Source organism: Xanthomonas hortorum, assembly GCF_040279205.1.
In the GTDB taxonomy this organism is placed as follows: domain Bacteria; phylum Pseudomonadota; class Gammaproteobacteria; order Xanthomonadales; family Xanthomonadaceae; genus Xanthomonas; species Xanthomonas hortorum_F.
Window position 1 is genome coordinate 69,603 of record NZ_JBEOLS010000010.1, and the last position, 25,618, is coordinate 95,220.

Genomic DNA, 25,618 nt, shown 5'->3' on the forward strand with positions numbered 1-25,618 from the left:
GCGACACGGTGAGGAAGTAGTCGAAAGACGTTAAACCGCTCGACTGCCAGCCGGGCGATCTTCCAACAGCCGTGATCCATGCTCGGAAAATCCCTGTGCTGCGCGCGCGTGCAGCAGCTTCTGCACGCCCTGCGCCTGCGTCATGACCTCGCGCGCTGTGGTGTCGATTGGCGGCTCTGCATGCAGCGCATTGTCATCGCACTGCAGCATTGGCTGCGAGGCTAACGCGGGTGCGCGTTGAACCTGCGATGCGGCAGTGCCGCAGTGGCAGCGCGAGTTCGCGCCTGGCATCACGCCACCAGACGTGCCAGCAACCAGGCCCAGGCAGGCAATGTCAGCAGCGACAGCAGGATGCTATAGCCGACCATCGCTGCGGCCAGGCGCGGTGCCAGCCGATGCGAGATGGCCAATGCGGCGGCAGTGATCATGGTGGGCATGGCCGATTCGAGGACGTTGGTCTGCAACATCGCCCCATGCAAGCCGAGCGCCCAGGACAATGGCAGCGCCAGGACCGGCATCAACGCAAGTTTGAAGACCAGCCCCACTGCCAGCGGTTTTAACTCGTCCGCAGGCAAGCGCAACTGCAGCGAAAAGCCGACCGCCAGCATCACCAGCGGCAGCATCGCATCGGCCAGACTCTTCAATCCCGAACCGATCCAGGTCGGCGGCTGCTCCGGCATCAACGTCAGTGCGAACAGCAGCGCCCACAGCGGCGGAAACCGCAGCACCCGCAGCAGGATCATCCGCGCGGTAGGCGGGGTGTCGCCGCTGTAGCGCGCCAGCACATACAACCCAAACGTGGACAGCAGCACGAAAGTACCGAACTGGTCGTAGACCACCGCATACGGCAGCGCGTGATCGCCGATCAACGCGCGCACCATCGGAAAGCCGATGAAGCTGGAGTTGGTGAAGACCACGCACATCAGCAGCGCGGCATATTCCTCGCGTTTGAATCCAAACACACGGCTACAGCCCCACAGCAGCGGCACGATGATCGCGGTCAACACCCACGGCGTGGCGATCACCCCACCCAGCGAGGCATCCAGATGCAGGCGCGGCACATAGGTCAGCACCGAGGCCGGCAGGCAGATATACAACACGATGCGATTGAGCACGTCGGCGCTGTTGTCCGGCAGCACCCGCAAGCGGGCGAACAGCAGACCCAGCCCCAGCATCGCCAGAATCAACGCAAATGCATCCACCGCCATGGCGTGATCGTGTCCGTTGGAAAGCGATGCACAGGATCGCATAGCGCGCAGCACAGGCATCGGCGGAGGGCTGGCTTGGCATCGCGCTAACCCGAAGCAGCGAAACTTCCATCGTTTGCCTATCCGAAACCAGTGTGTCGAGTGCGCGGTGTCCTCGCCAGAAATTTTGCCGGCTGTTTTATTGAAAACCATGCACACCAGCCCACTCGACTGGTCCTTGCCCGCTCACCGTCGCGGGACCTTACGCGGCATGGATGCCGCGTAAGAGCTTACAAGGACGTACTTGCAGCGTGTCCCGCGATGGTGAGCGGGCAAGGGCCCTGCAACCAAGCCACAGATCAGCAGAACAGCCGCACTACACCTGATCTATCCGCACTGTTCAAGCCCTCGAAGACAAGCAAAACTTCGCGTCATAGCGCTGTTTCGATGCAGTCGAAAACCTGGTCAGTCGAGCACGGGCTGCTTCTATGCAAATGCAGCCATCACCAGCGATGGCCTGTCGCAGATTCGGCTAATGCAGGGCATCGTGCTGCGGCGGTTAACTGCAGCGCGATGCCAAGACTCACGGAAACGCCGGCGGGTTCGCCTGCCAGGCGGCGAAAACCTCGGCCAGGCTGGCACGCTCTGCTTCGCGCCAGTCCGGCAGCAGGCTGGCGTAGTTGGCGGTGCTGCTCCAGCGTTCAGGCCAGGTGCGCACGGCGGCGGCATACCACTCGACCGCTTCCTGCTTGCGCCCGGCACGCCACAGCGCCAGCGCCGCCGTCGTGGGCAGCCATTGCGGCGCGGCCGGACGGCCGTTGGCCAGGTTGGCCCACAGCTGCAAGGCCTTGTCGGCCTTGTCGGCACGCAACAGATCCCAGCCGTAGTTCCAGGTGATGGCGCGATATTGCTGGCTACCACTGGAAACCAGGCCCAACGCCCCCTGGTAAAGCTCGTCGCCTAACTGGGTGCGCCCACCGGCATAGGCCAGCGAGGCCAGTTGCGCGCGCGGCTCGGCGGCACGTGCGTCACGCTGCACCATCGCGGCCAGACGGTCGACCACCGCATCGCCCTGCCCCTGCACGGCGACCACGGCTTTGGTGGTGCCGCGGTCTTCGTCGAAATAGAACTCCTTGGGCTTGGGCAGGCTCTGCGCTTGCGCCAACGACCACACGCTCCCGAGCAGGGCCAACGCAATGGCCCATGCGAACTTCGTTCTCACTGGTTTTTCCCCTTGCGACACACGACAAACCCCAACCCTGTCCCATCCTAACCTCAGTGTCGCTGCGATGCACACCCGGTGTGCCAAGCATGTGAATAGCGGCTGTTACAATTATTAGGCCGTTTTGGAGCCCTGGGTTCCAGCCACCCTTTCCGGGCAAGCCATGACCAGTACTGCTGCACTCTCTTCCCCCGACTCTGCCAACACGCCGGAGCTCGGCCAGGTGGATGCGGATTACACGCTGGAGCACAAGTACACGCGCGCCGATGGCCGCATCTACTTGTCAGGCGTGCAGGCGCTGGTGCGGCTGCCGTTGATGCAACGCCTGCGCGATGACGCCGCCGGCCTTGCGACTGCCGGCTTCATCAGCGGCTATCGCGGCAGCCCGCTGGGCGGTTTCGATCTGGAGCTGTGGCGCGCGCGCAAGCATCTGGACGCGGCCAAGGTGACCTTCACCCCCGGCCTCAATGAAGACCTGGCCGCCACCATGGTCTGGGGCACCCAGCAGACCAATCTGTTCCCCGGTGCCAAGGTGCAGGGCGTGTACGGCATGTGGTACGGCAAGGGCCCGGGCGTAGACCGCAGCGGCGACGTGTTCAAGCACGGCAACGCCGCCGGAACTTCGCCATTTGGCGGCGTGCTGGCGCTGGCCGCCGACGACCATGCCTGCCGCAGCTCGACCCTGCCGCACGGTTCGGAAGAAGAATTCGTCAGCGCGATGATGCCGATCCTCAACCCGGCCGGGGTGCAGGACATCCTGGACATGGGCCTGCTCGGCTGGGCGATGAGCCGCTATACCGGGCGCTGGATCGGCTTCAAGACCATTGCCGAGACGGTGGAGTCTTCCGCCTCGGTGGATGTGGATCCGTTCGCACGCACCATCGTGCTGCCAGAGGACTTCGCGTTGCCGCCAGGGGGGTTGAGCATCCGCTGGCCTGATCCGCCGGTGGATCAGGAAATGCGTCTGCACCGCTACGCGATCGCCGCCGCGCAGGCATTCGCGCGCGCCAATCACATCGACCGCGTCGTGCTGAATTCGCCGCACGCACGCTTGGGTATCGTCACGACCGGCAAGAGCTATCTGGACGTGCTGCAGGCGCTGGAATACCTGGGCCTGGATGCGCAGGCGTGCGCGCAGATCGGCATCCGCGTCTACAAGGTCGGCATGATCTGGCCGCTGGAGCCGGTGGGCATCAGCGCGTTTGCGCAGGGGCTCGAAGACATCTTGGTGGTGGAGGAGAAGAAAGCCTTCATCGAGCGCCAGATGAAAGAGTTGTTCTACAACTGGCCGGCCAGCGCCGGTGCGCGGCCGAGCATCGTCGGCAAATACGACGAGCACGGCGCGTGGATTTTGCCCTCCACCGGCGAGCTGACGCCGGCCACGATTGCGGCGGTGATCGGCAAGCGTATCCAGCGATTTGCGCTTCCATCCAGCGCGATGACCGACTCGATCGAACAGCGGCTGCGCTGGATGGACAGCAAGGAAGCCGAAATGGCCTTGCCGCGCGCGCTGTTTCCGCGCGTGCCGCATTACTGCTCCGGCTGCCCGCACAACACCTCCACGGCGGTGCCGGAAGGCTCGCGTGCGCTGGGCGGCATCGGTTGCCATTACATGGTGACCTGGATGAACCGCTCCACCGACACCTTCACCCACATGGGCGGCGAAGGCGTGACCTGGTCGGGGCAGGCGCCGTTCACCGAGACGCCGCATGTGTTCCAGAACCTGGGCGATGGCACGTATTTCCACAGCGGCTCATTGGCGATCCGCCAATCGGTCGCCACCGGCGTCAACATCACATACAAGATCCTCTACAACGATGCGGTGGCGATGACCGGCGGCCAGCCGGTGGACGGCACGCTCACCGTGCCGGACATCGCCCATCAACTGCGCGCCGAAGGTATCCACGCCATTGCGGTGGTCAGCGACGACATCGGCAAGTGGACGCGGCGACGCGATCTGTTTCCTGCCGATGTCGCCTTTCATGACCGTGGCGAACTGGACGCGGTGCAGCAGCAGTTGCGCACCATCAAGGGCGTATCGATCCTGATCTTCGATCAGACCTGCGCCACCGAAAAACGCCGCCGGCGCAAGCGCGGCAAGCTGGTCGACCCACCCAAGCGCGTCATGATCAATTCGCTGGTCTGCGAAGGTTGCGGCGATTGCGGCGAAAAGAGCTTCTGCGTGTCGGTGCTGCCCAAGGAAACCGAATTCGGACGCAAGCGGCAGATCGACCAATCCAACTGCAACAAGGATTATTCCTGCGTGTCGGGCTTTTGCCCGAGCTTTGTCACCGTGCATGGCGGCAAGCCGCGCAAGGGCAAACAACGCGATGCCACCGCGCTGTTCGACACGCTGCCCGCGCCGCCACAACGCACCACGCTTGAACAGCCCTGGAACATTCTGATCACCGGCGTCGGCGGCACCGGCGTGGTGACCATCGGTGCGTTGCTTGGCATGGCCGGGCACCTGGAAGGTAAAGGCGCCACCGTGCTGGATCAGACCGGCCTGGCGCAGAAGGGCGGCGCGGTGACCACGCATATCCGCATCGCACGCCAGCCCGGCGATATCCACGCGGTGCGCATCGCTGCCGGCGAAGCGGATCTGGTGCTGGGCTGCGACATGGTGGTGGTCAACGATTACTGGGCCTTGTCCAAGGTGCGCGATGGCCGCACCCAGGTGGTGCTCAACACCTATGAGGCAATGCCGGGCAACTTCACCACCCAGCCGGACCTGCAATTCCCCGCCGCCGAGATCATCGCCGGCGTGCGTACCGCATTGGGCGGCCAGGAGCCGTTACTGCTGGATGCCACGCAACTGGCCACCGCGCTGCTGGGCGATGCGATCGCCAGCAACCTGTTCGTGCTCGGCTATGCCTGGCAACACGGGCTGGTGCCGTTGTCGCATGCGGCGCTGATGCGCGCGATCGAGCTCAACGGTGCGGCTGTGGCGATGAATCAGCAGGCGTTCGCGTGGGGGCGATTGGCCGCGGTCGATCTGCCGGCAGTGCGGCGTGCTTCGGGCTTGCCGAGCGTGGGCGACTCGGCCATCGCGCATGGCGATGCGCCGCAAGCGCGTGCGCCCGGCAATTGGGAAGACCACGATCTCAGCGGTCAGAGCGCGCCACGTGCGTTGGCGCAAAGCACGGGCAATACGCTGCATGGCGATGTCGATGCGCCGACGCATCCGCTTGACGACGAGCAGCTGGCGCAGTCGCTGGATGAAGCCATCGCGCGCCGCGTCGGCTTTCTGACCGACTATCAGGATGCCGCCTACGCGCAGCGCTATCGCGCCCTGGTCGAACGCGTACGCACGCACGAGGCGCAACGTGCGCCAGGCAGCAGCGCATTGAGCGAAGCGGTTGCGCGTTATTTCTTCAAGCTGATGGCCTACAAGGACGAATACGAAGTGGCGCGGCTGTACACGCGCGGCGACTTCCAGCGCCGGCTGCAGCAACAGTTCGAAGGCGACTACACGCTGCGCTTCCACCTGGCGCCGCCGTTGCTGGCAAAGAAGGACGCGCACGGCAACCCGATCAAGCGCGAATACGGGCCGTGGATGTTCAACGCCTTCAAGCTGCTGGCGCGGTTGAAGTTCCTGCGTGGCGGCACGCTCGATGTGTTCGGCTACAGCGCCGAACGGCGCGGCGAACGTCAGCTGATTGCCGACTACGTAGCGACAGTGGACACGCTGCTGCAACGGCTGGATGCCGACAACGTCGGCCTGGCCGCGCAGATCGCCAGCATTCCCGAACATATCCGCGGCTATGGCCATATCAAGCACGCGCATCTGCACGAGGCCAAGGCACGCGAGGCTGCACTGCTGGTGCAGTGGCGCAATCCCAAGGCGCTGCATGTGGTGCAGGCGGCTTGATCAGACGCAGAGCCTGGTCTGTGCCTCTCCAGACAGGCAACTCATAGGTTGCTTTTATAAAAAGCAACTTATAGATTGCGCTTTCATAAAGAAAGCCATAGATTGCTTAATCCGACGATCAATACGCCAGCAACGATGGCTACCACTGTTTTTCCCATCCAGACGACGCAGCAACTGGGTCCTCTGCTCAAGGCGCTACGCAAGCAGCAAGGCCTAACCCAGGATCAGTTGGCCGAGCAGTTGGGCATCACCCGCCAAGCGGTCAGCGCACTGGAGCGCAAGCCTGAGGTCGCCACATTCGAACGCTTGATGCGGGTATGGGCGATTCTAAACGTTGAGGTTTCGCTGAACCTGCGCAACGACGGCACCGCGAATGCTTCCGAAGAGGCTTGGTGAGCCATGGCCGAACTGTGCGTATGGATGAATGGTTTGCGCGTCGCTCTTTGGCGAGAGGATATGCAGGGAGCGCGGCTGACCTACCTCTCCGAATGGCTCCACTCGCCCCAGGCGCGGCCACTGTCCCTATCACTTCCCTTGTTGCCCGAAGGGCAATCGCATCGCGGCGATGTAGTCACCCATTATTTCGACAATCTGCTGCCCGATAGCTCGGACATCCGTCGTCGTATGCGGGAACGTTTCAAAACCGACTCGGCCAGCACGTTTGACCTGCTTCAGGCTGTCGGCCGCGATTGCGTCGGCGCAATCCAGTTGCTTGCAATTGATGCCGAACCCGAGCATCTGCGCAGCATTCAGAACAGAGCACTGACCGATAACGAGGTTGCCGATGTGCTGCGCGGCGTCACCGCGCCCCTGCTACCCGGCCAGCATGGCGATAACGACAACTTTCGGCTGTCATTGGCAGGCGCTCAGGAAAAAACCGCGCTATTACATCATCAGCATCAGTGGTGCGTACCCATGGGGAGCACCCCGAGTACTCACATTTTCAAGCTACCGCTGGGGCTGGTCGGCAACATGCGCGCGGACATGCAGGCTTCAGTAGAAAACGAATGGCTGTGTGCGCAACTGCTCGCCGCATTTGGTATTCCCGTGGCTGTCACCACAATGGGAAGATTCCAAGAGCAGCGCGCCCTGATTGTTGAACGTTTCGATCGGCGTCTATCGCCGGACGGACAGTGGTGGATGCGCCTTCCCCAGGAAGACCTGTGCCAAGCATTCGGTGTGTCTTCGTCGAAAAAGTACGAGAGCGACGGCGGCCCCGGCATCGTGGCGATCATGGAGCTACTAAGGCAGTCGAGCCAGCCTTCCGACCGCGAAATCTTCTTCAAGACGCAGATCCTGTTCTGGCTGATCGCCGCGACTGACGGACATGCCAAGAATTTCAGTTTGATGATTGAGCCCGGCGGACGTTTCCGCATGACGCCGCTCTACGAGCGTTTTATCTGTTTATCCCATCCTTGGGCGCGGCGCACAGCAGCTGGATCCACATCGCGCGGCACTGGCGATGGCCGTGGTTGGCAAAAATCGGCATCGTCGCTTGAAAGATATTCGCCGCCGCCATTGGAACGACACTGCGCGTGCCTGTGGGGTACGTGCTGGTGCCGAACCCTGGATCGAAGAATTATTGGAACAGCTGGAAAGCGCATTGGATTTTGTTGCAAACACGCTTCCAGCAGAGTTCCCGATGTCCCTGGCAGATACCGTCTTCAGCGGCATGAGACAAGCGGCCAAGCATCTGCGTGAGATGCCACCGGATCGCTGATCGCAGCCGAACACGCCTTTGGTTGTTCAGACCTTGCGCTGCAACCTTACAACGGCCGCAACAAGCGAAGCCCGAACCAGTCCTTCGCATCGTTCCAACCATGCGTAACTTTCAATCCGGCCGCCGCAGCAAGTTCAGCGAAGCGGGCGTCGGTGTATTTGTAGCTGTATTCGACCTGCATCGCTTCGCCTTCGGCGAAGTCGAAGTGTTTGCCGCCAACGTGTACGCGCTGTGTGCGTTGGCTGATCAGGAAGGTTTCAATGCGGCCACGTTCACGCGCATAGACCGCGTGGTGGTGGAAGCCATCCAGATCGAAATCGCTACTGATCTCGCGATTTAACCGCGCCAGCAGGTTCAAGGTGAATTCGGCAGTGACACCGGCTGCATCGTTATAGGCAGCCTCGATCAAGGCAGCATCCTTGTCCAGGTCGATACCAATCAACGCGCAACCATCGCTACCCATGGTCTGGCGCATCGCGTCCATGAGTTCGATGGCAGCGGCGTCGGTGAAGTTACCCAGCGTGGAACCGGGGAAGAACACCAGATGCCGACGCGCCGGGCGCTGCGCATCGGGCAACCGCAATGGCTTGGTGAAGTCGGTGCACACCGGCAACATCTGAATCTGCGGAAATTGCTGGGCCAGCCGCGCGGTGCTGTCGAGCAAGGCGCTGCGCGAGATTTCCAGCGGGGTATAGGCCACCACATCGCGCAGGCCCTGCAGCAGCAACTCGGTCTTGCGGCCACTGCCGCTACCGTATTCGACCACATGCACCTCGGGGCCGATCGCCTGCGCGATCGCCGGCATGCTGGCTTCCAGCAGACGCAATTCTGTGCCGGTGAGGTAATACTCCGGCTGCTGAGTGATGGCTTCGAACAACTGCGAACCGCGCGCGTCGTAAAAATACTTGGACGGCAGCGTCTTGGGCGTCTGGGCCAAACCCGCCAGCGCATCGGCGGTGATGTCGTCCGGTTGCGGTTGCAGATCGGTCAGCGCGGCGTGGGCGCGTTGGGTGGCGTGGGCGGCGGCGTTCAAGGCAGATCCTTGGCAAGGCGCACGCCGGCAAACTGCCAACGCGCATCGGATGGGAAAAAGTTGCGGTAACTGGCGCGAATATGGCTGGCCGGTGTGGCACAACTGCCACCGCGCAGCACCCATTGCGCATTCATGAATTTGCCGTTGTATTCGCCCAGCGATCCGGGCCACGGCGCGAAACCCGGATACGGCAGATACGCACTGCCGGTCCATTCCCAGACATCGCCGAACAACTGCTGCAGGCCGGTATCCACCGCTTCGGCGCCACGTGGATGCAGCGCGTCGGTATCGACGAAGTTGCCTTGCACCGGCACACCGGTGGCGGCTTGCTCCCACTCGGCCTCGGTGGGCAGACGCGCGCCGGCCCAACGTGCAAAGGCATCGGCTTCGAAGAGACTCAGATGGCACACCGGTGCATGTGCATCGCGCGCGCGCCAGCCATCAAGCGTGAACTCGCGTCCATCTGCATCCCAGTACAACGGACGCTGCCAGCCCTGCGCCTGCACCATCGCCCAGCCATCGCTGAGCCAGGCGCCGGCGCTGCGATAACCACCGGCGTCGATGAATTCCTGAAATTCGGCGTTGCTGACCACGCGATTGGCCAGCGCATGCGCGCCGACCAGAACACGGTGACGCGGCGATTCGTTGTCGTAGGCAAACGCTTCGGATTGCGGCCACGCGGCTGCACCGATCTCCACGATCTGCTCGTCGCGCGCATGCCAGCGCAGCGTGCTGGCAATGGCGGCGGGCGGTGCGGGCGCATCGCGATAGGCCGGCTGCAACGGATTGCTCCACAGCGCATGCTTGATGTCGGTGAGCAGCAACTCCTGATGCTGCTGCTCATGCTGGATCCCGAGTTGCACGATGGTGCAGGCCTGGGCGTCTAATTGCCCATCGCGCAAGCGCTGCTGCATCTGTGCATCGACCGCAGCGCGGTAATCGCGCACCTGCTGCAATGAGGGCCGCGACAGCACACCGCGGCGTGCGCGCGCATGCATCGGGCCCACACTTTGGTAGTAGCTGTTGAACAAGAAATCCCAGGACGGATCGAACACGCGGTACGCAGGATCTGTCTGCAACACGAAGCGTTCGAAGAACCAAGTGGTATGCGCCAGATGCCATTTGCTGGGGCTGGCGTCGGGCATGCTCTGCACCATCGCGTCTTCGGCGCTCAGCGGTGCGGCGAGGCGATCGCTCAACGCGCGGGTCTGCGCGAAGCGTTCCAGCAGGGTCAGCTGCTGTTGCTGGTGGTCGACCAGCACGGGGGAGATTGCAGACATGGGCATATGCTTGAGGAGCGACCGTGAACGCGCCGTGTCGGCAGCGTGGCAGCCAGCGGTAAGCTGTAGTCATGTCCACGTCTTCCCTGTCCAGCCTGCTCCCCGCCCCCATCGATTGGGCACATCGGCAGCAGGCATTCGCGTTGCCTATCGACATCACGTATCTGGATGCCGCCTCGCGCGGGCCGCTATTGCGCGCCGTGCAAACGGTGGCGCATCAGGCCATCGACGCAATGGCCACACCCTGGCAGCTGCCGTTCGATGCGTGGCTGCACGACATCGAATGTTTGCGCGTGCTTGCCGCTGGCTTGTTCGACCACGACACCGATGGCGTGGCGATGCTGCCCTCGGCCGCGCATGGGCTGGCCACTGCCGCACGCAACCTGCCGCTGCAACGCGGCGAGGCGGTGTTGCTGCTGGAGGGACAATTCCCGTCCAACTTGCTGATCTGGCAACGGCGCTGTGTGGAAGTCGGTGCGCATATCGTGGCGGTGCCGACGGCTAGCGGCGACGCACTCACCGACGCGGTATTGCAGGCGATTGCCGACACCCCTGCATTACGCATCGTGACGCTGCCGCATGCGTACTGGCTGGATGGGCGGCAACTGGACCTGGACCGGATCAGCGCAGCGGTGCATGCATGCGGCGCGGCATTGGTGCTGGATCTGAGCCAGAGCCTGGGCGTGCTGCCGACCGATCTACCGCGCTGGCAACCGGATTTTGTGGTCAGTGTCGGCCACAAATGGCTGCTCGGGCCGATGGGATTGGCCTGGCTGTGGGTGGCACCGCAGTGGCGTGCGCACGGCGTGCCGATCGAAGAACACTGGATCGGCCGCGATGCGGGCAGCAGTTGGGACTTTCCGGTCGCCAAAGCGCCACCGTACCGCAGCGGTGCACGACGGTTCGATGCCGGCGGCGTTACCGATCCCTTGCGGATCGCGATGGCGACGGCGGCATTGCAGCAGGTTGCTGCATGGCAACCGGCACGTATTGGGCAGGCGCTTGGTGCGCTCACTGCGCAGTGGGACGCGGCCTTGCACGCACGTGGTCTGGGCGGCTGGTGCACGCCTGGGCATGCACCGCATCTCACGGCCTTGCAGCCGCCAGCAGATCAGCTGGATGCAGTGGCGGCAACGTTCAGCAAACTTGGGGCGATCTGCACACGGCGGCATGGACGTTTACGTATCGCACCGCACATGAGCGCCACCGAGAATGCGCTTTCACGCTTGATTGCGGCGCTGCCGGATGAGGCGGTAAGCCAGCGCTTGTAGGAGCGGACCTGGCCGCGAAGGGGCGTTACCGGGGTAATGCCTCATCGCGGCCAGGTCCGCTCCTAAGCGCTCAACCGCGCTGGCTGAGCCGCAACCCACGCGGCGTGACCCAGCGCTCCAGGCCTTCGAACGCCGCCTGCACCAGCAGTGCAAGCACCGCCGCAGGAATCGCGCCTTCCAGAATCAAGCCGATGTCGTCCAGGCGAATACCGGTGAGGATCGGCTGGCCGTAACCGCCAGCACCGATCAATGCGCCCAGCGTGGCGGTGCCGACGTTGATCACCGCTGCGGTCTGGATACCTGCCACGATCGTGCGGCGCGCCAGCGGCAACTCCACGCGCCACAAGCGCGTCCACGCTGGTAGCCCGATTGCCTGAGCGGTCTGGCGCAGCTCGCGTGGGATCGAGGTCAGCCCGGCGTGGGTGTTGCGCACGATCGGCAGCAGGCTGTAGAGAAACAACGCGGCAATCGCCGGTTTGGCACCGATGCCGAACAGCGGAATCATGAAGACGAACACCGCCAGCGATGGCAGTGTCTGCAACACGCCGGTCAACGACAGCACCACCTGACCGAGCCGTGGCCGCCGTGCCGCCAGCACGCCCAGCGGCAACGCAATCACCAACGCAAAGCCCAACGAGATGCCGACCAGGGCCAGATGTTCGCGCGTGTGCCGCAGCAGGCGCTTAATACGCGAATCGGCTTCGGATGCAGGCGTGACGCCCAGCCATTGCGCGGCCACCGCCGCCTCGGACTGACGCTCCAGCTTCACCTGCGCGTTGAGCCGCTGCATGGTCGCCTCGTCGATGCGGCCTTGCAGCCCCTGCAATGTCTTCAACATCGCCGGTGCGCGTTGCGCCAGGTCCTTGCGATACAGAAACACGGCCTGGTACTCGGGGAAATACCGGCGGTCGTCGCGCAGCACCTGCAACTGGTAATACGGAATTTCCGCATCGGTGCTGTACAGATCGGTGACTTCGATCGCCCCGCTCTGCAGCGCGCGATAGGCCAGATCGTGATCCAGCCCGATTGCGGTCTGCGGCAGCGCATACGCCGCGCGCACGCCCGGCCAGCCATCGGCGCGTTGCATGAATTCGTTGCTCAGGCCGATGGTGAGCGTTGGATGCCGGGCCAGATCCGACATCGTCGCGATACCGAGCGCCTGTGCGCGTTCGGCACGCATGCCGAAGGCATAGGTGTTCTGGAAGCCGAGCGAGTCGGTCATCGCCAGGCCGCGTGCATCGAGTGCGGCGCGCAATTCGGCCTGGCTGGCCTTGGGCAGCTGCAGCAGTTCCTGCGCCAGCGTGCCGGTGTATTCGGCATAGGCATCGATCTGCCCGGTCTCCAGCGCGCGCCACAGGATGCGGGTGCCACCGAGCTGCGCGCGGTGCTGCACCTCCACACCATCTCTCTGGCCGGCGGCAGTGGCGATCTCGCCCAGCAGGACCGCCTCGGTGAAGTTCTTCGAGCCGATCGTCACCTGCGCGGCATGCGCGCCGGCACTGCAGATCAGCACACATAGTGCGAGCAACACGCGCGCGATCATGCCGCCTCGCCGATGCTGCGTTGCGCAGTGAGAAAGCGTTGCACGAACGGATCGGCCGGATGTTCGAGCAAGCTGCGTGCACTGCCCTGCTGCACCACGCGGCCGGCGCGCATCAGCACCAGGGTGTCAGCCAGATACGCCGCTTCGGCCACGTCATGCGTCACCAGCACCACGGTCTTGCCGAGCTGGGCGAACAGTTCGCGCATCTGCGCTTGCAGGTCGTAGCGCACGATGGGGTCGAGCGCGCCGAGCGGTTCGTCCAGCAGCAAGGCCGGTGGATCCAGCATCAAGGCGCGGATCAAGCCCACGCGCTGGCGCTGTCCGCCGGACAGCTCGGCCGGATAGCGCTTCAATAATTCAGGCGGCAACTGGCACAGCGCGCACAAGATCTCCAGGCGCTCATCGATGCGTTGCCGCGTCCAGCCCAGCGTCTGCGCCAGCAACACCACATTGCTGCGCGCATCCAGATGCGGAAACAACCCGCCTTCCTGGATCACATAACCGATGCGTTGCCGCTGCGCCTGCAGGCTGGCGCGTTGCAGCGGCGTGCCGTCGAAGGCGACCGTGCCGCTGTCGGGCCATTCCAGCCCCACCAGCATGCGCAGCACGGTGGACTTGCCGGCGCCACTGGGGCCGATCAAGGCGGTGGTGATCCCGCTGGCGAATGTCAGCGTGACTGCATCGAGGGCAATGGCCTGGCCGTAGCGGCGGCTGACCTGGTCGAGAGTGAACATGTGCGCGAGCTTGCCGGGCCTGGCGTCAGGCGAGCGCGAAGGCAAGCGTGCCGGCGCACATCAGCGCGGCGGTGCCAGCAACTCACGCGCGCTCAGAGAGCCATCGCTGTTGGCATCCTGCCGTGCGAAGCGCTCGATCAGCGTGGCGCGATGGGCCGCGCGGGTGATCGGCTTGCCGCGACGACCCGGCAGTTCATCGCCCTGCAGCACGCCGTCGTGATCCAGATCGCGTTGGTCGAAGGCGTAACTCATCCAGACCAGATATTCGTCGCGACTGACCCGCCCATCGCCATCGGTGTCCATGCGTTGCAGATACTGCTGGCTGTCCTGTACCTGGGCCTGCGCGACAACCGCCGGAATGCACACACCACATGCCATCAGCATGCTGCGCATAATCGAACCATGCGATCCACGCGTACGCACATCGGCACGCGTGCCACTACGCTTAAGACCCACTCAGCGCATAACCCTTGAGCCTTGCCGCATACGCCTGCAAAGCGGCATTGCCGCTGGCTTCGGCCTCGTGACACCACTGCTGCAAGTGCTTGAGCCGTTCGGAGGCATCATGGCTGCGCGCCTCCAGCACGGCGGTCAAGCGCGCGCGGTACTCGACCAGCGTGCGCATGCGCGGGCGCTCGGCCACCCAGCGCTGCAACTGTTCGCGCGCGTCGGGCTTGAGCCAGCGCCCGTCGTCGACCAGGCCCTTGCGCAGGCGCCGTGGCAGCAACTGCCGCAACTTCGCGCCGGTGGCGGCAGCTTCTTCGCGCAATGCCGGCTTGAGCACGTTGCGCTGGTAGTCGGTCATGGCCTGGAAGCGATGCGACAGCAATGCCTTGAGTGTGTCGGCATCGGGCACGGCGATGTTGGGGCGGATATCCAGCGACGGCGCCACGCGCAGCACCTTGGCCAGGCCCAAGGCCTGCAAACCGCGAATGGCGACCCAGCCGATATCCAGCTCCCAGCGCCGCATCGAAAACCGCGCCGAGCTGGGGAACGCATGATGGTTGTTGTGCAGTTCTTCGCCACCGATCCACAACGCCCACGGCGTGAGGTTGGTGGAGGTGTCGGCGGATTCGAAATTGCGATAGCCCCACCAGTGGCCAAGACCATTGACCACGCCAGCGGCCCAGAACGGGATCCACGCCATCTGGATCGCCCACAACGCAATGCCCGGCAGACCGAACAGCACTGAATTGATGACCAGCAACGCGATCGGGCCGGCATTGGCATGCGGGGTGTACAGGTGACGCTCGATCCAGTCGGTGGGTGCGCCCTTGCCGTACTGCTCGATATCGGCACGCTGCGCGCGCGCTTCGCGGTACAGCTCCACGCCGCGCCAGAACACCTGGCCGATGCCCTTGGTCTGCGGGCTGTGCGGGTCTTCCTCGGTCTCGACCTTGGCGTGATGCTTGCGATGGATCGCCACCCATTCACGGGTGATCATCGAGGTGGTCAGCCAGGTCCAGAAACGGAAGACGTGCGCAACGAGCGGATGAAAATCCACACCCCGGTGCGCCTGGCTGCGATGCAGGTACAAGGTCACCGCAAAGATGGTGAGCTGGGTGAACACCAGCAGCACTGCCAGCATGCCCCACACGCCCAACCCGGCCACGCCGGAGGTCAGGAAGTCGATGATCGGATCAGACAACATCGGCAGTTCCACAGCGGCGCCATTTCTTTGGTCGATGCAGACATGATGGGGGCGATGGCGGCAAACTTCACCCTTCGGATGCGTAGGGTGCGCCCTGCATTCCTAAAGCGGTTCACACGTCTCCTTTCCCCACCTGGTTGATGTCATCCGTATGACTGTTGCTGCCGGTTTTTCTGCGACTTCTGCTATTGAAAATGCCGTCCCGTTGATCGAACTCGACCATGCCAGCGTGATGCGTGGCCAGGTGCGCGTGCTGCACGCCTTGAGCCTGCGCATTGCACTGGGGCAACACACCGCCATCCTGGGACCCAATGGCTGCGGCAAATCCTCCTTCATCAAACTGATCACGCGCGAGCTGTACCCGCTGGTGCGTGCCGACGGCCAACCGGCGGTGAAAGTGCTGGGCCAGACGCGCTGGCAAGTGGATCGGTTGCGCTCGCAGCTGGGCATCGTCACCGGCGATCTGAGCGTCAACCTGGCCGACATGCCGGGGCTGGATGTGGAAAGCGCGGTGCTGTCCGGCTTCTTCGCCAGCTACGTAGTGTCGCCGCATCGCGACGTCAGCGACGACATGCGCGCGCGGGCACGTGAGGCGCTTGCACTAGCGCGCGCACTGCCGCTGCTGGATCGGCAATTTGCCGAGTTGTCGGCAGGCGAAACCCGCCGCGTGCTGATCGCGCGGGCGTTGGTGAACCGGCCGCAGGCGCTGCTGCTGGACGAGCCCTCCACCGGTCTGGATCTGGTCGCGCGGCAGCATCTGCTCGACACCATGCGTCACCTCGCCCAGCAAGGCATCACGCTGGTGCTGGTGACCCACCACATCGAAGAGATCGTGCCGGAGATCGCACGAGTGATCCTGCTACGCGGCGGCAGCGTGGTGGCCGATGGCACGCGCGATGCGCTGCTCACCGACGCCAGCCTGTCGGCGGTGTTCGACGGCCCGGTGCGGGTGCAGCGCGACGGCGAGCGTTATTGGGCGACGGTTGGGGAAGGCTGAGTTGCGGGCACGTGTGGGCTTGGCTAGGGACATATATCGGGGAGACGTGCTCGAACCTTCATGAGATCAAGCACCTCTCCTTGCGGGAGAGGGGTTGGGGTGAGGGTACGGGGCGAAGCCACACTTGGAACGAGATGACGCGCGGCTTCGTCCGTACCCTCATCCGCCCCTGTGGGGCACCTTCTCCCGTGGGGAGAAGGAACAGCGGTTGATCGCGCGACGCGTGTATTCTCCCTCGCCATCCATCCAACATCCCGTCGCCATGACCGCGCTCCGCCGCCCACGCTTTCTCGCCCTGATGTCGTTGCTCGGTCTGCTTTCGGCCTGCGGCGGTGAACCGCGTCCTGCCATGCCGGCACCTGTCGTGCAGGCGCCATCTGCCAGCACTGCCAAGCCGGTGAAAATCGGCGTTGCGCTCGGTGGCGGTGCGGCCAAGGGCTTTGCGCATATTGGTGTAATCAAGATGCTCGAAGCCAACGGCTTTGCGCCGGTGGTGGTGTCGGGCACCAGCGCCGGCAGCGTGGTCGGGGCGCTGTATGCCAGCGGCATGGATGCGTTCCAGATGCAGGAAAAGGCCGTCGCGCTCGACCAGACCAGCATCCGCGATGTGCGGATCTTCTCCGGCGGCCTGGTGCAGGGCCAGAAGCTGCAGGACTACGTCAACGAGCAGCTAGGCGGCAAACCGATCGACAAATTGCGCAAGCCCTTCGCCGCAGTCGCCACGCGCCTGGAAGACGGCGAACGCACGGTATTCGTGCGCGGCAATGCCGGCCAGGCGGTACGCGCATCCAGCAGTATTCCCGGCGTGTTCGAGCCGGTGACCATCGGCCAATACCACTATGTGGACGGCGGCGTGGTCAGCCCGGTGCCGGTGGATGCGGCGCGCCAGCTCGGTGCGGAATTCGTGGTGGCGGTGGATATTTCCAGCAAGGCCAGCGGCAAGAATCCTGGCGATCTGCTGGGCACCGTCAATCAATCGATCTCGATCATGGGCCAGCGCCTGGGCGAGGCCGAACTCAAACGTGCCGATGTGGTGATCCGCCCCAAGGTCAGCGACATCGGTTCGGCCGATTTCAACCAGCGTGGCGCGGCCATCCTGGAAGGCGAGCGCGCCGCGATGGCGGCGATGCCGCAGATCCGCGCCAAGATCGCGCAGTTGCAGGCGCAGCGTAGTAGCGCTACCCGCACCGCCGCCGATCAGGCTGCCGCAGCGAAAGCAGAAGCGTATCGGCGCTGTCTGGAAGAGCGCTCGCGCTGGGAGAAATTGCGCGGCAAGGACGAGGCCTGCGTGGCGCCGTGATGCGGACAAGACCGCTCTTGTAGGAGCGGCCTTGGCCGCGATGCGTTACCTGTAACGCATCAGCATCATCGGCAACGCCTCAATACCGCCAACGCAACGACACGCTGACAAACCGCGGCTCGCCGTAATTCTGGTAATCCAGATTGGCCCAATAGGTTTTATCGAAGGCGTTGCGTACCGCCAGCGTGGCAGTCCACTGATCGCTGATGCGGTAGTTGGCGTTGAAGTGCACCAAGGCGTATGCGTTCTGCACCACGGTGACCGGTGTGGTGGCACCGCTGCCGTCGCCGGTGGGGCGCTCGATATTGAAACCGCGTACTGCGCTCTGCCAACTGACGCCACCGCCGATACTCAGGCGCTCCCAGGCGCCGGGCAAGCGCAGCTGCGTGGACAGCTGCAGATAATCCTCGGGCAGGTTGGCGTAGATCGCATCGGTGGGCGGGCGCGTCACCTTGACGTGGGTAAAGCCGGCATTGACGGTCCAGCCGGGCAGGATCTCGCCGTTGATATCCATTTCCCAACCACGGCTCTTGGTGCCGTTGATGCCGATGTAGGCCGAATTGCCGTCCGGCAGCGAGGATTCCGGCTGGGTCATGTCGCGCACGGCGAAGTTGTCCTGCTTGGCCTCGAACACGGCGGCGGTGGCCATCGCATGGCCGTCGAACAACTGCGCCTTGATGCCGGCTTCCAGGTTGGAGCCTTCCACCGGGGCGAGCAGGTTATTGTCCTTGTCGCGGTAGTTCTGCGGATTGAAGATTTCGGTGTAGCTGGCGTAGAGCGACACATCCGGCACGATGTCGTAGACCAGGCCCACGTACGGGGTGACTTCGTCGCTCACTTCATAGCGGCCGCTGGTGCCGGTATAGGTGCCGCTGGCGTCGAAGGCCTGGGTGCGGGTTTCCCAGGAACTCAGGCGTGCGCCGGCGATCACCGACAGCGGATCGGCCAGACGAAACCGGGTGGAGGCATACACGCCGCGCTGGGTGGTGCGCGCTTCGCTGCGCCGGCCGGTGCGCGCATAGGTCACTTCGGACGCATTGCCATCCCAGTTGCGGATGTTGGGAATGAAATAGCAGCGCTCGGGTGGGCCAAAGTCGTTGGGGCAGGTCGCCCAGTCGTCGGGATAGGTCTGCGCCACGCCATACGAGGTGGATTGCAGATCCTGCCAGCTGCCGCCAACCACCACATCGTGCTGGCGGCCGAACAGCGAGAAACCACCGGACAGATACACATCCACGCTGTCGCGGGTGTCTTCGGTGTCGCCAGCGCCGGTGCGCAGAAACATGCCGCTGCCATCGGCGGCCGGATAGCCGGTGCCGTACACGCGCAGGCTCTGCACATTGCCCTTGGTGTGCGCGGTGTTGACGCGCAACAGCCAGTCCTCGCCGAAGCGTTGTTCCAGGTTGGCGAAGGCGGTACTGGTTTCGCGCTGCCAGCGGGTCCACTCCGGCGCCAGGTTGGTGGAGCGCGACAGGTTGGCCAGCGAGCCATCGGCGGCGAAGAACGGCACTGTGCCCCAGGTCGAGCCGACCGGGCTGTTGTCCTGGCGCTGGTAACCGACGGTGAGCGTGGTGCTGTCGGTCAGATCGCCTTCCAGCACCGCCATGCCCGACATCTTGTTGTCGTGGTAGCGGTCGTAGTAGTAATCGCGATCCTGCCAGGCCGCCACCACGCGGCTGCGCCAGCGCCCATCTTCGGTCAGCGGTGCGTTGACGTCGGCCTGCATGCGGCGGAAATCCCAGGTGCCCGCGCTCACCGCGAACGAGGCATCGAACTCCTTACCGGGCCGCTTGCGCAGCAGATTGACCGTGGCCGAGGGAATGCCCGCGCCGGTGAGCAGGCCATTGGCGCCGCGGATCACTTCGATGCGGTCGTAAAAGACCGTGTCGTATTCCTGGTTGGTGGAACCGCTGTAGGTGGGCAAGCCGTCGACCTGGAAGTCGGTGATCTGGAAGCCGCGCGCGAAGTACAGCGGACGCTGGGTGTCGTAGAACGACACGTTGACGCCGGTGACGTTGCGCATCACATCGTCGATGCTGAAAAGCGACTCGTCTTCCAGCCGCTGCAGCCCGATCACGCTCACCGACTGCGGCGTTTCCTGCAAGGTCAGCGGCAGGCGCGTGGTGGTGGCCGGCTGCGCGCGGCTCACCGCACCGTTGACGTTGACCTGGTCCAGCGTCTTGGCGTTGCTTGCATCGGCGGCGGCACTGTCGGCACGGGCAGCGCAGGGCGTCAGCGCCAACGCGCATAGCAAGGCAGCGGACAACGTGGCCAGGGGGGCGGAAATCGCGGGCATTGGAGGGTTCTCGTCGATCGGTGCGGGACGCGCGGCGTCACCGGGCAAAAAAAGCGCAGGCATGCGCGGCGCGTCCCACTCGGGCGACGAGCTGGCTGGCCCTGCCGGGCTGGCGGATCGACGAGGAGACATGCCGGACGCGGCCGGATGTTACGCAAATGTAAATCGTTATCGTTTGAGAGGCAAGTCACAGCGCACGCGTGCCTGCCTCACAGCCCGCCGGATCAGCCCAGATGCGAGAGCGGCAAGCCTTCCGGCGCCTTCACCGTGCGCAGCACGAAGCTGGAATTGACGTCGGACACGCCGGTGGCGTTGAGCAGGCGGTCGAGCAGAAACCGCGAGAAATGCTCCAGATCGCGCACCTGGACCTGCAGCAGGTAATCCATGTCGCCGGTGAGCGCCCAGCAAGCCACCACCTCGTCCCAGCCGCGCACGCCCTCGGCGAAATGCTCGATATCGGCCTGGCCGTGCTGTTCCAACTGCACGCGCACGAACGCCTGCAGTCCCAGTCCCAGCGCCTTGGCATCCAGGCGCGCGCCGTAGCCGGCGATGATGCCGGCCGCCTCCAACCGTTGGGTGCGGCGCAAGCAGGCCGATGCCGACAGATTGACCTGCACCGCCAACTCCGCATTGCTGCTGCGCCCCTGCGTCTGCAGCAGGGCGAGCAGGCGCAGATCGGTGCGGTCCAGGGCGATGGGCTGATCCATATATTGCGCAGCAGCAGAAGATGACGCACGAATCTTGCGCCATCTGGCATTGACCGCGCAAGATTCGCAATCCCGTTGCGCGGCCATCGAGCTAAGGTGAGCGCTGATCATCGGGAACTGCCGCCGCATGAACATCGCACCGCAACGCGTCGAGAATCAGCTCACCGACAAGGGTTATGTGCCGGTCTACACCACCGCCGTGGTCGAGCAGCCGTGGGACAGCTACAGCGCCGACGACCATGCCACCTGGGGCAGCTTGTATCGGCGCCAGCGCGAGCTGCTGGTCGGGCGCGCCTGCGACGAATTCCTGCAGGCGCAGGATGCGATGGGCATGGGCGATACCCACATCCCGCGGTTCGATGCGCTCAACGCCGTGCTGCAGTCGGCTACCGGCTGGACCCTGGTCGGCGTACAAGGCCTGCTGCCGGAGCTGGATTTCTTCGAGCATCTGGCCAACAAGCGCTTCCCGGTGACGTGGTGGATCCGCCGCCCCGAGCAGATCGATTACATCGCCGAACCGGATTTGTTCCATGACCTGTTCGGGCACGTGCCGCTGCTGATGAACCCGCTGTTTGCCGACTTCATGCAGGCCTACGGCCGTGGGGGGGTCAAGGCGCACGGCATCGGGCCGGACGCGCTGCAGAATCTCACCCGCCTGTACTGGTACACGGTGGAATTCGGCCTGATCGCAACGCCGCAAGGGTTGCGCATCTTCGGTGCCGGCATCGTGTCGTCGAAGGGCGAATCGCTGCATTCGCTGGAATCGCCAGCGCCCAACCGGATCGGCTTCGACCTGCAACGCATCATGCGCACGCGCTACCGCATCGACAGCTTTCAAAAGACCTATTTCGTCATCGACAGCTTCGCGCAATTGATGGACGCCACCGCGCCGGATTTCACCCCGATCTATGCCGATCTTGCGCAGCAGGCGCAGGTGCCTGCCGGCGATGTACTTGTGACAGATCGAGTACTCCAGCGCGGTACCGGCGAAGGTTGGAGTTGCGAGGGCGATGTGTGAGCGGTGCCGGGGTGGCGCGAGATCGCTGCAACGACTCGACAGCACTGCCCACGCGGACTAAGGTCAAACCTCCCCACACCGCCTTCGCTCAATGGACCTGACGCAGCTACGCATCCGGCGCTTGGAGCTGGACGACACCCGCCTGCTGTTCACCCTGGCCAATGGCATCCGTATCGATGAGCCCATCAAGGCGCATCGGCTGTTGTTCAAGGCGGCGCCGCCGCAGCGCGCGCAGTGGCAGATTACCGAAGACGGTTTTGGGGTGAACTGGCCCGCCGTCGCGCCGCCTACCCCGGAGGGCCTGCTCAACATGCCCGAGCTGTTGTGGCGCCGCCGCAGTGCGCGCGCGCAGACCAAACTGACCACGCTGCGTGGCCACCTGGATGCGCTGACACCCGGCGAGCGCGAGCTGGTTGCACTGGCACGGCTGGACGCGGACATGGTCGAAAGCGGCTACGCGCGCTATTTCGACCGCTGGGACGCCAGCACGCGCACTTACGCGCTGCAGGCGCTGGCGGCGATGGGTGCGGCGCAGACACGCCAGGCGATCGAAGGCCTGGGCGCCGTGTTCGAACGCCTGGAAGAAGACCCGAATCTGCTCAGCATCGAAGACATCCTCGACGCCATGAACGAGACCGACCGCCAGCGCGTGGATGGCTGGGAAGAAGTCTATTACCGCCGCTCCGGCGAACTGGCGCGATTGGGGCTGACTCACTACGGGGTGGACAAGGCCTGAGGGGTGCAGGTACCAGCGCTTACGACAAGGCATAAAACCCTAACAAGCAGACCAGCCGAATACAAAATTAAGTTGCTTTTATACTGCTAAAGAGTAATTTAATTTGTTATGGCTAAACGCGTCCCTCCCACCATGCCGCGTGCCCAGCGCCAGATCGAGGCGCTGGGAGAACGCTTGCGCACCGCACGACTGCGTCGCGAGATGACCCAGCGCGAGCTGGCAACCCGCGTCGGCGTCAGCGTGCCGACCCTGGCAAAGCTGGAAAATGGCGACCCCTCGACCAGTTTGGCGACCGTTCTCCGCGTGCTGACGGTGCTTGGCCTGGACAAGGACATCGATCTCCTGGCGCAGGCAGATCCGCTGGGAAGGGAGCTGCAGGACAGCCGCCTGCGGAAGCCGGGGCCCTCTTCCATCAGGGGCGAGCCATGAGTTCGCCCTCCCCCGCGCGTGACATCAACAAGGTCGAGGTATGGCTGGAAGATCGATCACTGGGTGATAACGCGTTGGTTGGGTATCTGACACGCCAACACAGCCGCCGTGGCGAGACACTACAGTTCGAATACGCCGCCGGCTGGTTGGCAAGCGAGACAACTGTTCGCGCGTTCGCACTCGACCCGCAGCTACCGCTCTATGCGGGCGCATCGATTGCACGCGCCGGAGCGTCCGAGTTGACCGGTGCCTTTCTGGATTGTTCGCCCGATCGCTGGGGCAAACTGCTGATGAAGCGCAGAGAAGTGATCATGGCGCGCGAACAAGGCCGAAAGGTTCGTGCACTGCGTCCCTGGGATTATCTGATGGGCGTCAACGATGCGTCCCGCATGGGCGCGCTGAGGTTGCGCGACAGCACGACCGGCCGATACCTCGACGACCATGCATTGAGCGCGCCGCCCATGACCGAATTGCGCGAATTGGAAGCGATTGCTCGCCGCCTTGAGCGCGATGACATGGATGACAGCGACACGGACCTCACGTGGGTCAAGCAACTGATCGCGCCTGGCGCCTCGCTTGGTGGCGCCAGACCCAAGGCCAGTGTCCAAGAGTCTGACGGTTCTCTCTGGCTGGCGAAATTTCCTTCCACCGACGACCTCTACGACGTGGGCCGATGGGAATACATCACCTACCGTCTGTCGCTGGCGGCAGGCATCAGCATGCCTGCCGCCAAGCCACTGCAGCTTTCCAAGCATGGCACCACGTTCGCAGTACAACGCTTTGATCGCACTGCGCATAGCCGTCGTGCGTATGCCTCGGCATTTACGCTGCTGGATGTGGAACACAGCGAAGCATCGTCCTACGTCGATATTGCACATGCCATCGAAGTCGTCGGCGCAGCACATGCCATTCAACAGGATCTGCATCAGTTATTCCGCCGCGTCGCCTTCAACGTGCTGATCGGCAACCGCGACGATCACTTGCGCAATCATGGATTCCTGCGTGAGCACGACGGCTGGCGTTTGGCACCTGCGTTCGACGTCAATCCAAACCAGGACAAAGACGTGCACGTGCTGACCATCAGTCTTGACGACACCACACCCGATACGGCGCTATTGATGGAAACGCACGATTATTATCGGCTGACCAGAGCGCAGGCATTGGCCATCATCGAAGAAGTACGCACGGCGGTTGCGCGGTGGCAACAGGAAGCTGTGCGATGCAACGCCAGCCGCACCGAGATAGTGGCGATGGAGTCGGTGATTGATCCGATGCGATAGGCTTGATTTCAAGGCTTATCGTGAGCATCGCAACCGGGAGATCGATGATACGTATCAGTGACGTGTGGCTTATCTCTTCGGCGCCACCGTGTATGCCAGCAATACAACCAACGGTTCTTCCCCGGTTTGCTGCAACGCATGCGTGCTTCCCGGTCGCGTCAGTAGCGCATCGCCTGCGTTGACTTCGTATTGCTTGCCATCCAGTGCATACACCCCGCGGCCGCTGACGATGTAGTAGATCTCATCCTTGTCGTGCAGGTGCAGGCCGATGCCGGCACCCTTGTGCAGCACGCGTTTGCGCAGCACGAATTTCAGCTCCGGTGCGTCGGCAAAGAAGGGATACGCCGTGGTGGGTCCGGCGCCGCCGTGCGGGCCGGGTTGCGCGCGGGCGAGGTCGCGTTCGTGCACCACCAGCGAGGGGTGCGCCTGCGCGGCGCGTTGTGCGGCGGTACCGGGGGCTGCGCCGCAATCGGCGTCGCGGCGGAGTTGCGGTTTCAGCGCTGGCTGCAGTTTCACCCAGCCATGCACAACCAGGCAGGCGATTGCGGTGGCACCGGGGCGGCTGAAGTGAGTGCCATCGGCTTTGCCTTGTTCGGGCACGAACAGGAAATACGGTTTGGCTGCTTGTTCGCCGAGTGCGCGAATCCAGTCGCTGGAGCTGGCGTTGAGATCGATGAGGGCAACGTGTTCTTGCGCCGCAAGTTGCTGCATGGCCAGCGTATAGCGGCCGTGGGTGTCGAGCAGCGCGCCGAAGTCGTAGAGCAGTCGCGCGGCGGGAGTGATCAGGATCGGCGTGGCGCCCTTGTCGCGCGCGACGGCGATATAGCGGCGCAAGAACTGCTGATAGTCGCTGTGCGCGTCGGTGTAGCGGGTCGGGTCTTCGTGTTTGGCGTCGTTGTGGCCGAACTGGATCAGCAGAATGTCGCCGCGTTGCAGTTGGTTGGCGATGGCGTCCAGGCGCCCTTCTGCGATGAAACTGCGGGTGCTGCGGCCGCCCTTGGCGTGGTTGCGGACCTGCCATTGCGCAGGGTCGAACCAGTCTTGCAGCAGTTGGCCCCAGCCGGCCTGCGGCGCGCGCTCCGGGCCGTATTCGGCGGCAGTGGAATCGCCGGCGATGAAGATGCGGTGTGGATTGGCGCGGGCGAGGTTTGCGGAGAGCAGCAGCAGCAACGATGCGAACAGAAGCAGACGCATGGTGGCTCCGGGGAAGAGTGTTTAGGACAGCGCGGTGTCCCTTCTCCCATCGGGAGAAGGTGCCCGAAGGGCGGATGAGGGTGCGGCGGCATCGGAAATGTTGGACGGCCGTACTGTCGTCTCAAGCCTTTCAAGCCTTTTCCGTTTAG

Annotated in this window: 21 protein-coding genes; 10 read left to right on the forward strand and 11 right to left on the reverse strand. The window is 63.8% G+C overall.

All coding sequences use genetic code 11. The features are described from left to right. Positions 1-290: 290 nt before the first annotated feature. Together ABS769_RS06565 and ABS769_RS06570 are read right to left on the reverse strand one after the other, a co-directional pair. Positions 291-1,208 (reverse strand): AEC family transporter, encoded by a 918-nt coding sequence (locus ABS769_RS06565; RefSeq protein WP_006449222.1) that lies wholly within the window; start codon positions 1,206-1,208, stop codon positions 291-293. 562 nt (positions 1,209-1,770) lie between these two features. Further along, a complete protein-coding gene (locus tag ABS769_RS06570; RefSeq protein ID WP_317060859.1) occupies positions 1,771-2,409 on the reverse strand; it encodes a tetratricopeptide repeat protein in 639 nt (212 codons plus the stop codon). 163 nt (positions 2,410-2,572) lie between these two features. Here ABS769_RS06570 and ABS769_RS06575 point away from each other — a divergent pair, with 163 nt between their 5' ends. The 3 genes from ABS769_RS06575 to ABS769_RS06585 all read left to right on the forward strand — a co-directional run bounded on the left by ABS769_RS06575 (position 2,573) and on the right by ABS769_RS06585 (position 7,981). Then, complete coding sequence (locus tag ABS769_RS06575; protein ID WP_317060860.1) at positions 2,573-6,280, forward strand: indolepyruvate ferredoxin oxidoreductase family protein; 3,708 nt, start codon at positions 2,573-2,575, stop codon at positions 6,278-6,280. A 75-nt stretch (positions 6,281-6,355) separates the two neighbouring features. Further along, positions 6,356-6,676 (forward strand): helix-turn-helix domain-containing protein, encoded by a 321-nt coding sequence (locus tag ABS769_RS06580; protein WP_317060861.1) that lies wholly within the window; start codon positions 6,356-6,358, stop codon positions 6,674-6,676. A 3-nt stretch (positions 6,677-6,679) separates the two neighbouring features. Continuing rightward, on the forward strand, positions 6,680-7,981 hold the full coding sequence (locus ABS769_RS06585; protein ID WP_317060862.1) for a HipA domain-containing protein: 1,302 nt from the start codon (positions 6,680-6,682) through the stop codon (positions 7,979-7,981). A gap of 65 nt (positions 7,982-8,046) precedes the next feature. On the opposite strand, the gene egtD is transcribed toward ABS769_RS06585, so the two are convergent. Both egtD and egtB read right to left on the reverse strand, forming a co-directional pair. Then, a complete protein-coding gene (gene egtD, locus ABS769_RS06590; RefSeq protein ID WP_317060863.1) occupies positions 8,047-9,033 on the reverse strand; it encodes an L-histidine N(alpha)-methyltransferase in 987 nt (328 codons plus the stop codon). Then, a complete protein-coding gene (egtB, locus tag ABS769_RS06595) occupies positions 9,030-10,319 on the reverse strand; it encodes an ergothioneine biosynthesis protein EgtB (RefSeq protein ID WP_317060864.1) in 1,290 nt (429 codons plus the stop codon). Before egtB ends, egtD begins: the two co-directional genes overlap by 4 nt. 65 nt (positions 10,320-10,384) lie before the next feature. Here egtB and ABS769_RS06600 point away from each other — a divergent pair, with 65 nt between their 5' ends. Next, a complete protein-coding gene (locus ABS769_RS06600; RefSeq protein WP_317060865.1) occupies positions 10,385-11,584 on the forward strand; it encodes an aminotransferase class V-fold PLP-dependent enzyme in 1,200 nt (399 codons plus the stop codon). Between the two features lie 70 nt (positions 11,585-11,654). On the opposite strand, the gene ABS769_RS06605 is transcribed toward ABS769_RS06600, so the two are convergent. From ABS769_RS06605 to ABS769_RS06620, 4 genes are all read right to left on the reverse strand, one after another. Then, positions 11,655-13,127: an ABC transporter permease/substrate-binding protein gene (locus tag ABS769_RS06605; RefSeq protein WP_317060866.1), complete on the reverse strand. Its 1,473-nt coding sequence runs from the start codon at positions 13,125-13,127 to the stop codon at positions 11,655-11,657. Then, positions 13,124-13,861 (reverse strand): ATP-binding cassette domain-containing protein, encoded by a 738-nt coding sequence (locus ABS769_RS06610; RefSeq protein WP_115037034.1) that lies wholly within the window; start codon positions 13,859-13,861, stop codon positions 13,124-13,126. The genes ABS769_RS06605 and ABS769_RS06610 overlap by 4 nt, the downstream gene beginning before the upstream one ends. Positions 13,862-13,921: 60 nt before the next feature. After that, positions 13,922-14,245 carry a calcium-dependent protein kinase 21 gene (locus ABS769_RS06615; RefSeq protein ID WP_430544140.1) on the reverse strand — a complete coding sequence of 108 codons (324 nt, stop codon included), beginning with the start codon at positions 14,243-14,245 and terminating at the stop codon, positions 13,922-13,924. Between the two features lie 61 nt (positions 14,246-14,306). After that, entirely contained in the window at positions 14,307-15,512 is a 1,206-nt protein-coding gene (locus ABS769_RS06620; RefSeq protein WP_317060868.1) for a DesA family fatty acid desaturase, read from the reverse strand. A gap of 151 nt (positions 15,513-15,663) precedes the next feature. On the opposite strand from ABS769_RS06620, the gene ABS769_RS06625 reads away from it, so the two are divergent. Then, entirely contained in the window at positions 15,664-16,509 is an 846-nt protein-coding gene (locus ABS769_RS06625; protein ID WP_317060869.1) for an ABC transporter ATP-binding protein, read from the forward strand. 262 nt (positions 16,510-16,771) lie between these two features. Beyond that, positions 16,772-17,809 (forward strand): patatin-like phospholipase family protein, encoded by a 1,038-nt coding sequence (locus ABS769_RS06630; RefSeq protein WP_043888917.1) that lies wholly within the window; start codon positions 16,772-16,774, stop codon positions 17,807-17,809. A 79-nt stretch (positions 17,810-17,888) separates the two neighbouring features. Here the strand turns inward: ABS769_RS06630 and ABS769_RS06635 are convergent, their stop codons facing one another. Continuing rightward, positions 17,889-20,105, reverse strand: a complete 2,217-nt coding sequence (locus tag ABS769_RS06635; RefSeq protein ID WP_317060870.1) for a TonB-dependent siderophore receptor — start codon at positions 20,103-20,105, stop codon at positions 17,889-17,891. Between the two features lie 224 nt (positions 20,106-20,329). Then, positions 20,330-20,812 (reverse strand): Lrp/AsnC family transcriptional regulator, encoded by a 483-nt coding sequence (locus ABS769_RS06640; protein WP_039814299.1) that lies wholly within the window; start codon positions 20,810-20,812, stop codon positions 20,330-20,332. Between the two features lie 127 nt (positions 20,813-20,939). Here ABS769_RS06640 and phhA point away from each other — a divergent pair, with 127 nt between their 5' ends. From phhA to ABS769_RS06660, 4 genes are all read left to right on the forward strand, one after another. Continuing rightward, complete coding sequence (gene phhA, locus ABS769_RS06645; protein ID WP_317060871.1) at positions 20,940-21,830, forward strand: phenylalanine 4-monooxygenase; 891 nt, start codon at positions 20,940-20,942, stop codon at positions 21,828-21,830. 91 nt (positions 21,831-21,921) lie between these two features. Then, positions 21,922-22,566 (forward strand): DMP19 family protein, encoded by a 645-nt coding sequence (locus tag ABS769_RS06650; RefSeq protein WP_317060872.1) that lies wholly within the window; start codon positions 21,922-21,924, stop codon positions 22,564-22,566. A gap of 132 nt (positions 22,567-22,698) precedes the next feature. Next, the gene (locus ABS769_RS06655) at positions 22,699-22,995 is read left to right on the forward strand and encodes a helix-turn-helix domain-containing protein (protein ID WP_317060873.1); all 297 of its coding nucleotides are present in this window, start codon (positions 22,699-22,701) and stop codon (positions 22,993-22,995) included. Continuing rightward, complete coding sequence (locus tag ABS769_RS06660; protein ID WP_317060874.1) at positions 22,992-24,275, forward strand: type II toxin-antitoxin system HipA family toxin; 1,284 nt, start codon at positions 22,992-22,994, stop codon at positions 24,273-24,275. Before ABS769_RS06655 ends, ABS769_RS06660 begins: the two co-directional genes overlap by 4 nt. A gap of 69 nt (positions 24,276-24,344) precedes the next feature. Here ABS769_RS06660 and ABS769_RS06665 read toward each other — a convergent pair whose 3' ends face one another. Next, entirely contained in the window at positions 24,345-25,469 is a 1,125-nt protein-coding gene (locus ABS769_RS06665; protein WP_317060875.1) for a GDSL-type esterase/lipase family protein, read from the reverse strand. Between the last annotated feature and the right edge of the window lie 149 nt (positions 25,470-25,618).

Coding starts and splice junctions, on each gene's coding strand:
- ABS769_RS06565 (WP_006449222.1), bottom strand. CDS start 1,208: ATGGCGGTGGATGCATTTGCGTTGATTCTGGCGATGCTGGGGCTGGGT.
- ABS769_RS06575 (WP_317060860.1), top strand. CDS start 2,573: ATGACCAGTACTGCTGCACTCTCTTCCCCCGACTCTGCCAACACGCCG.
- ABS769_RS06585 (WP_317060862.1), top strand. CDS start 6,680: ATGGCCGAACTGTGCGTATGGATGAATGGTTTGCGCGTCGCTCTTTGG.
- egtB (WP_317060864.1), bottom strand. CDS start 10,319: ATGCCCATGTCTGCAATCTCCCCCGTGCTGGTCGACCACCAGCAACAG.
- ABS769_RS06600 (WP_317060865.1), top strand. CDS start 10,385: ATGTCCACGTCTTCCCTGTCCAGCCTGCTCCCCGCCCCCATCGATTGG.
- ABS769_RS06605 (WP_317060866.1), bottom strand. CDS start 13,127: ATGATCGCGCGCGTGTTGCTCGCACTATGTGTGCTGATCTGCAGTGCC.
- ABS769_RS06610 (WP_115037034.1), bottom strand. CDS start 13,861: ATGTTCACTCTCGACCAGGTCAGCCGCCGCTACGGCCAGGCCATTGCC.
- ABS769_RS06615 (WP_430544140.1), bottom strand. CDS start 14,245: ATGCTGATGGCATGTGGTGTGTGCATTCCGGCGGTTGTCGCGCAGGCC.
- ABS769_RS06620 (WP_317060868.1), bottom strand. CDS start 15,512: ATGTTGTCTGATCCGATCATCGACTTCCTGACCTCCGGCGTGGCCGGG.
- ABS769_RS06625 (WP_317060869.1), top strand. CDS start 15,664: ATGACTGTTGCTGCCGGTTTTTCTGCGACTTCTGCTATTGAAAATGCC.
- ABS769_RS06630 (WP_043888917.1), top strand. CDS start 16,772: ATGACCGCGCTCCGCCGCCCACGCTTTCTCGCCCTGATGTCGTTGCTC.
- ABS769_RS06635 (WP_317060870.1), bottom strand. CDS start 20,105: ATGCCCGCGATTTCCGCCCCCCTGGCCACGTTGTCCGCTGCCTTGCTA.
- ABS769_RS06640 (WP_039814299.1), bottom strand. CDS start 20,812: ATGGATCAGCCCATCGCCCTGGACCGCACCGATCTGCGCCTGCTCGCC.
- phhA (WP_317060871.1), top strand. CDS start 20,940: ATGAACATCGCACCGCAACGCGTCGAGAATCAGCTCACCGACAAGGGT.
- ABS769_RS06650 (WP_317060872.1), top strand. CDS start 21,922: ATGGACCTGACGCAGCTACGCATCCGGCGCTTGGAGCTGGACGACACC.
- ABS769_RS06655 (WP_317060873.1), top strand. CDS start 22,699: ATGCCGCGTGCCCAGCGCCAGATCGAGGCGCTGGGAGAACGCTTGCGC.
- ABS769_RS06660 (WP_317060874.1), top strand. CDS start 22,992: ATGAGTTCGCCCTCCCCCGCGCGTGACATCAACAAGGTCGAGGTATGG.
- ABS769_RS06665 (WP_317060875.1), bottom strand. CDS start 25,469: ATGCGTCTGCTTCTGTTCGCATCGTTGCTGCTGCTGCTCTCCGCAAAC.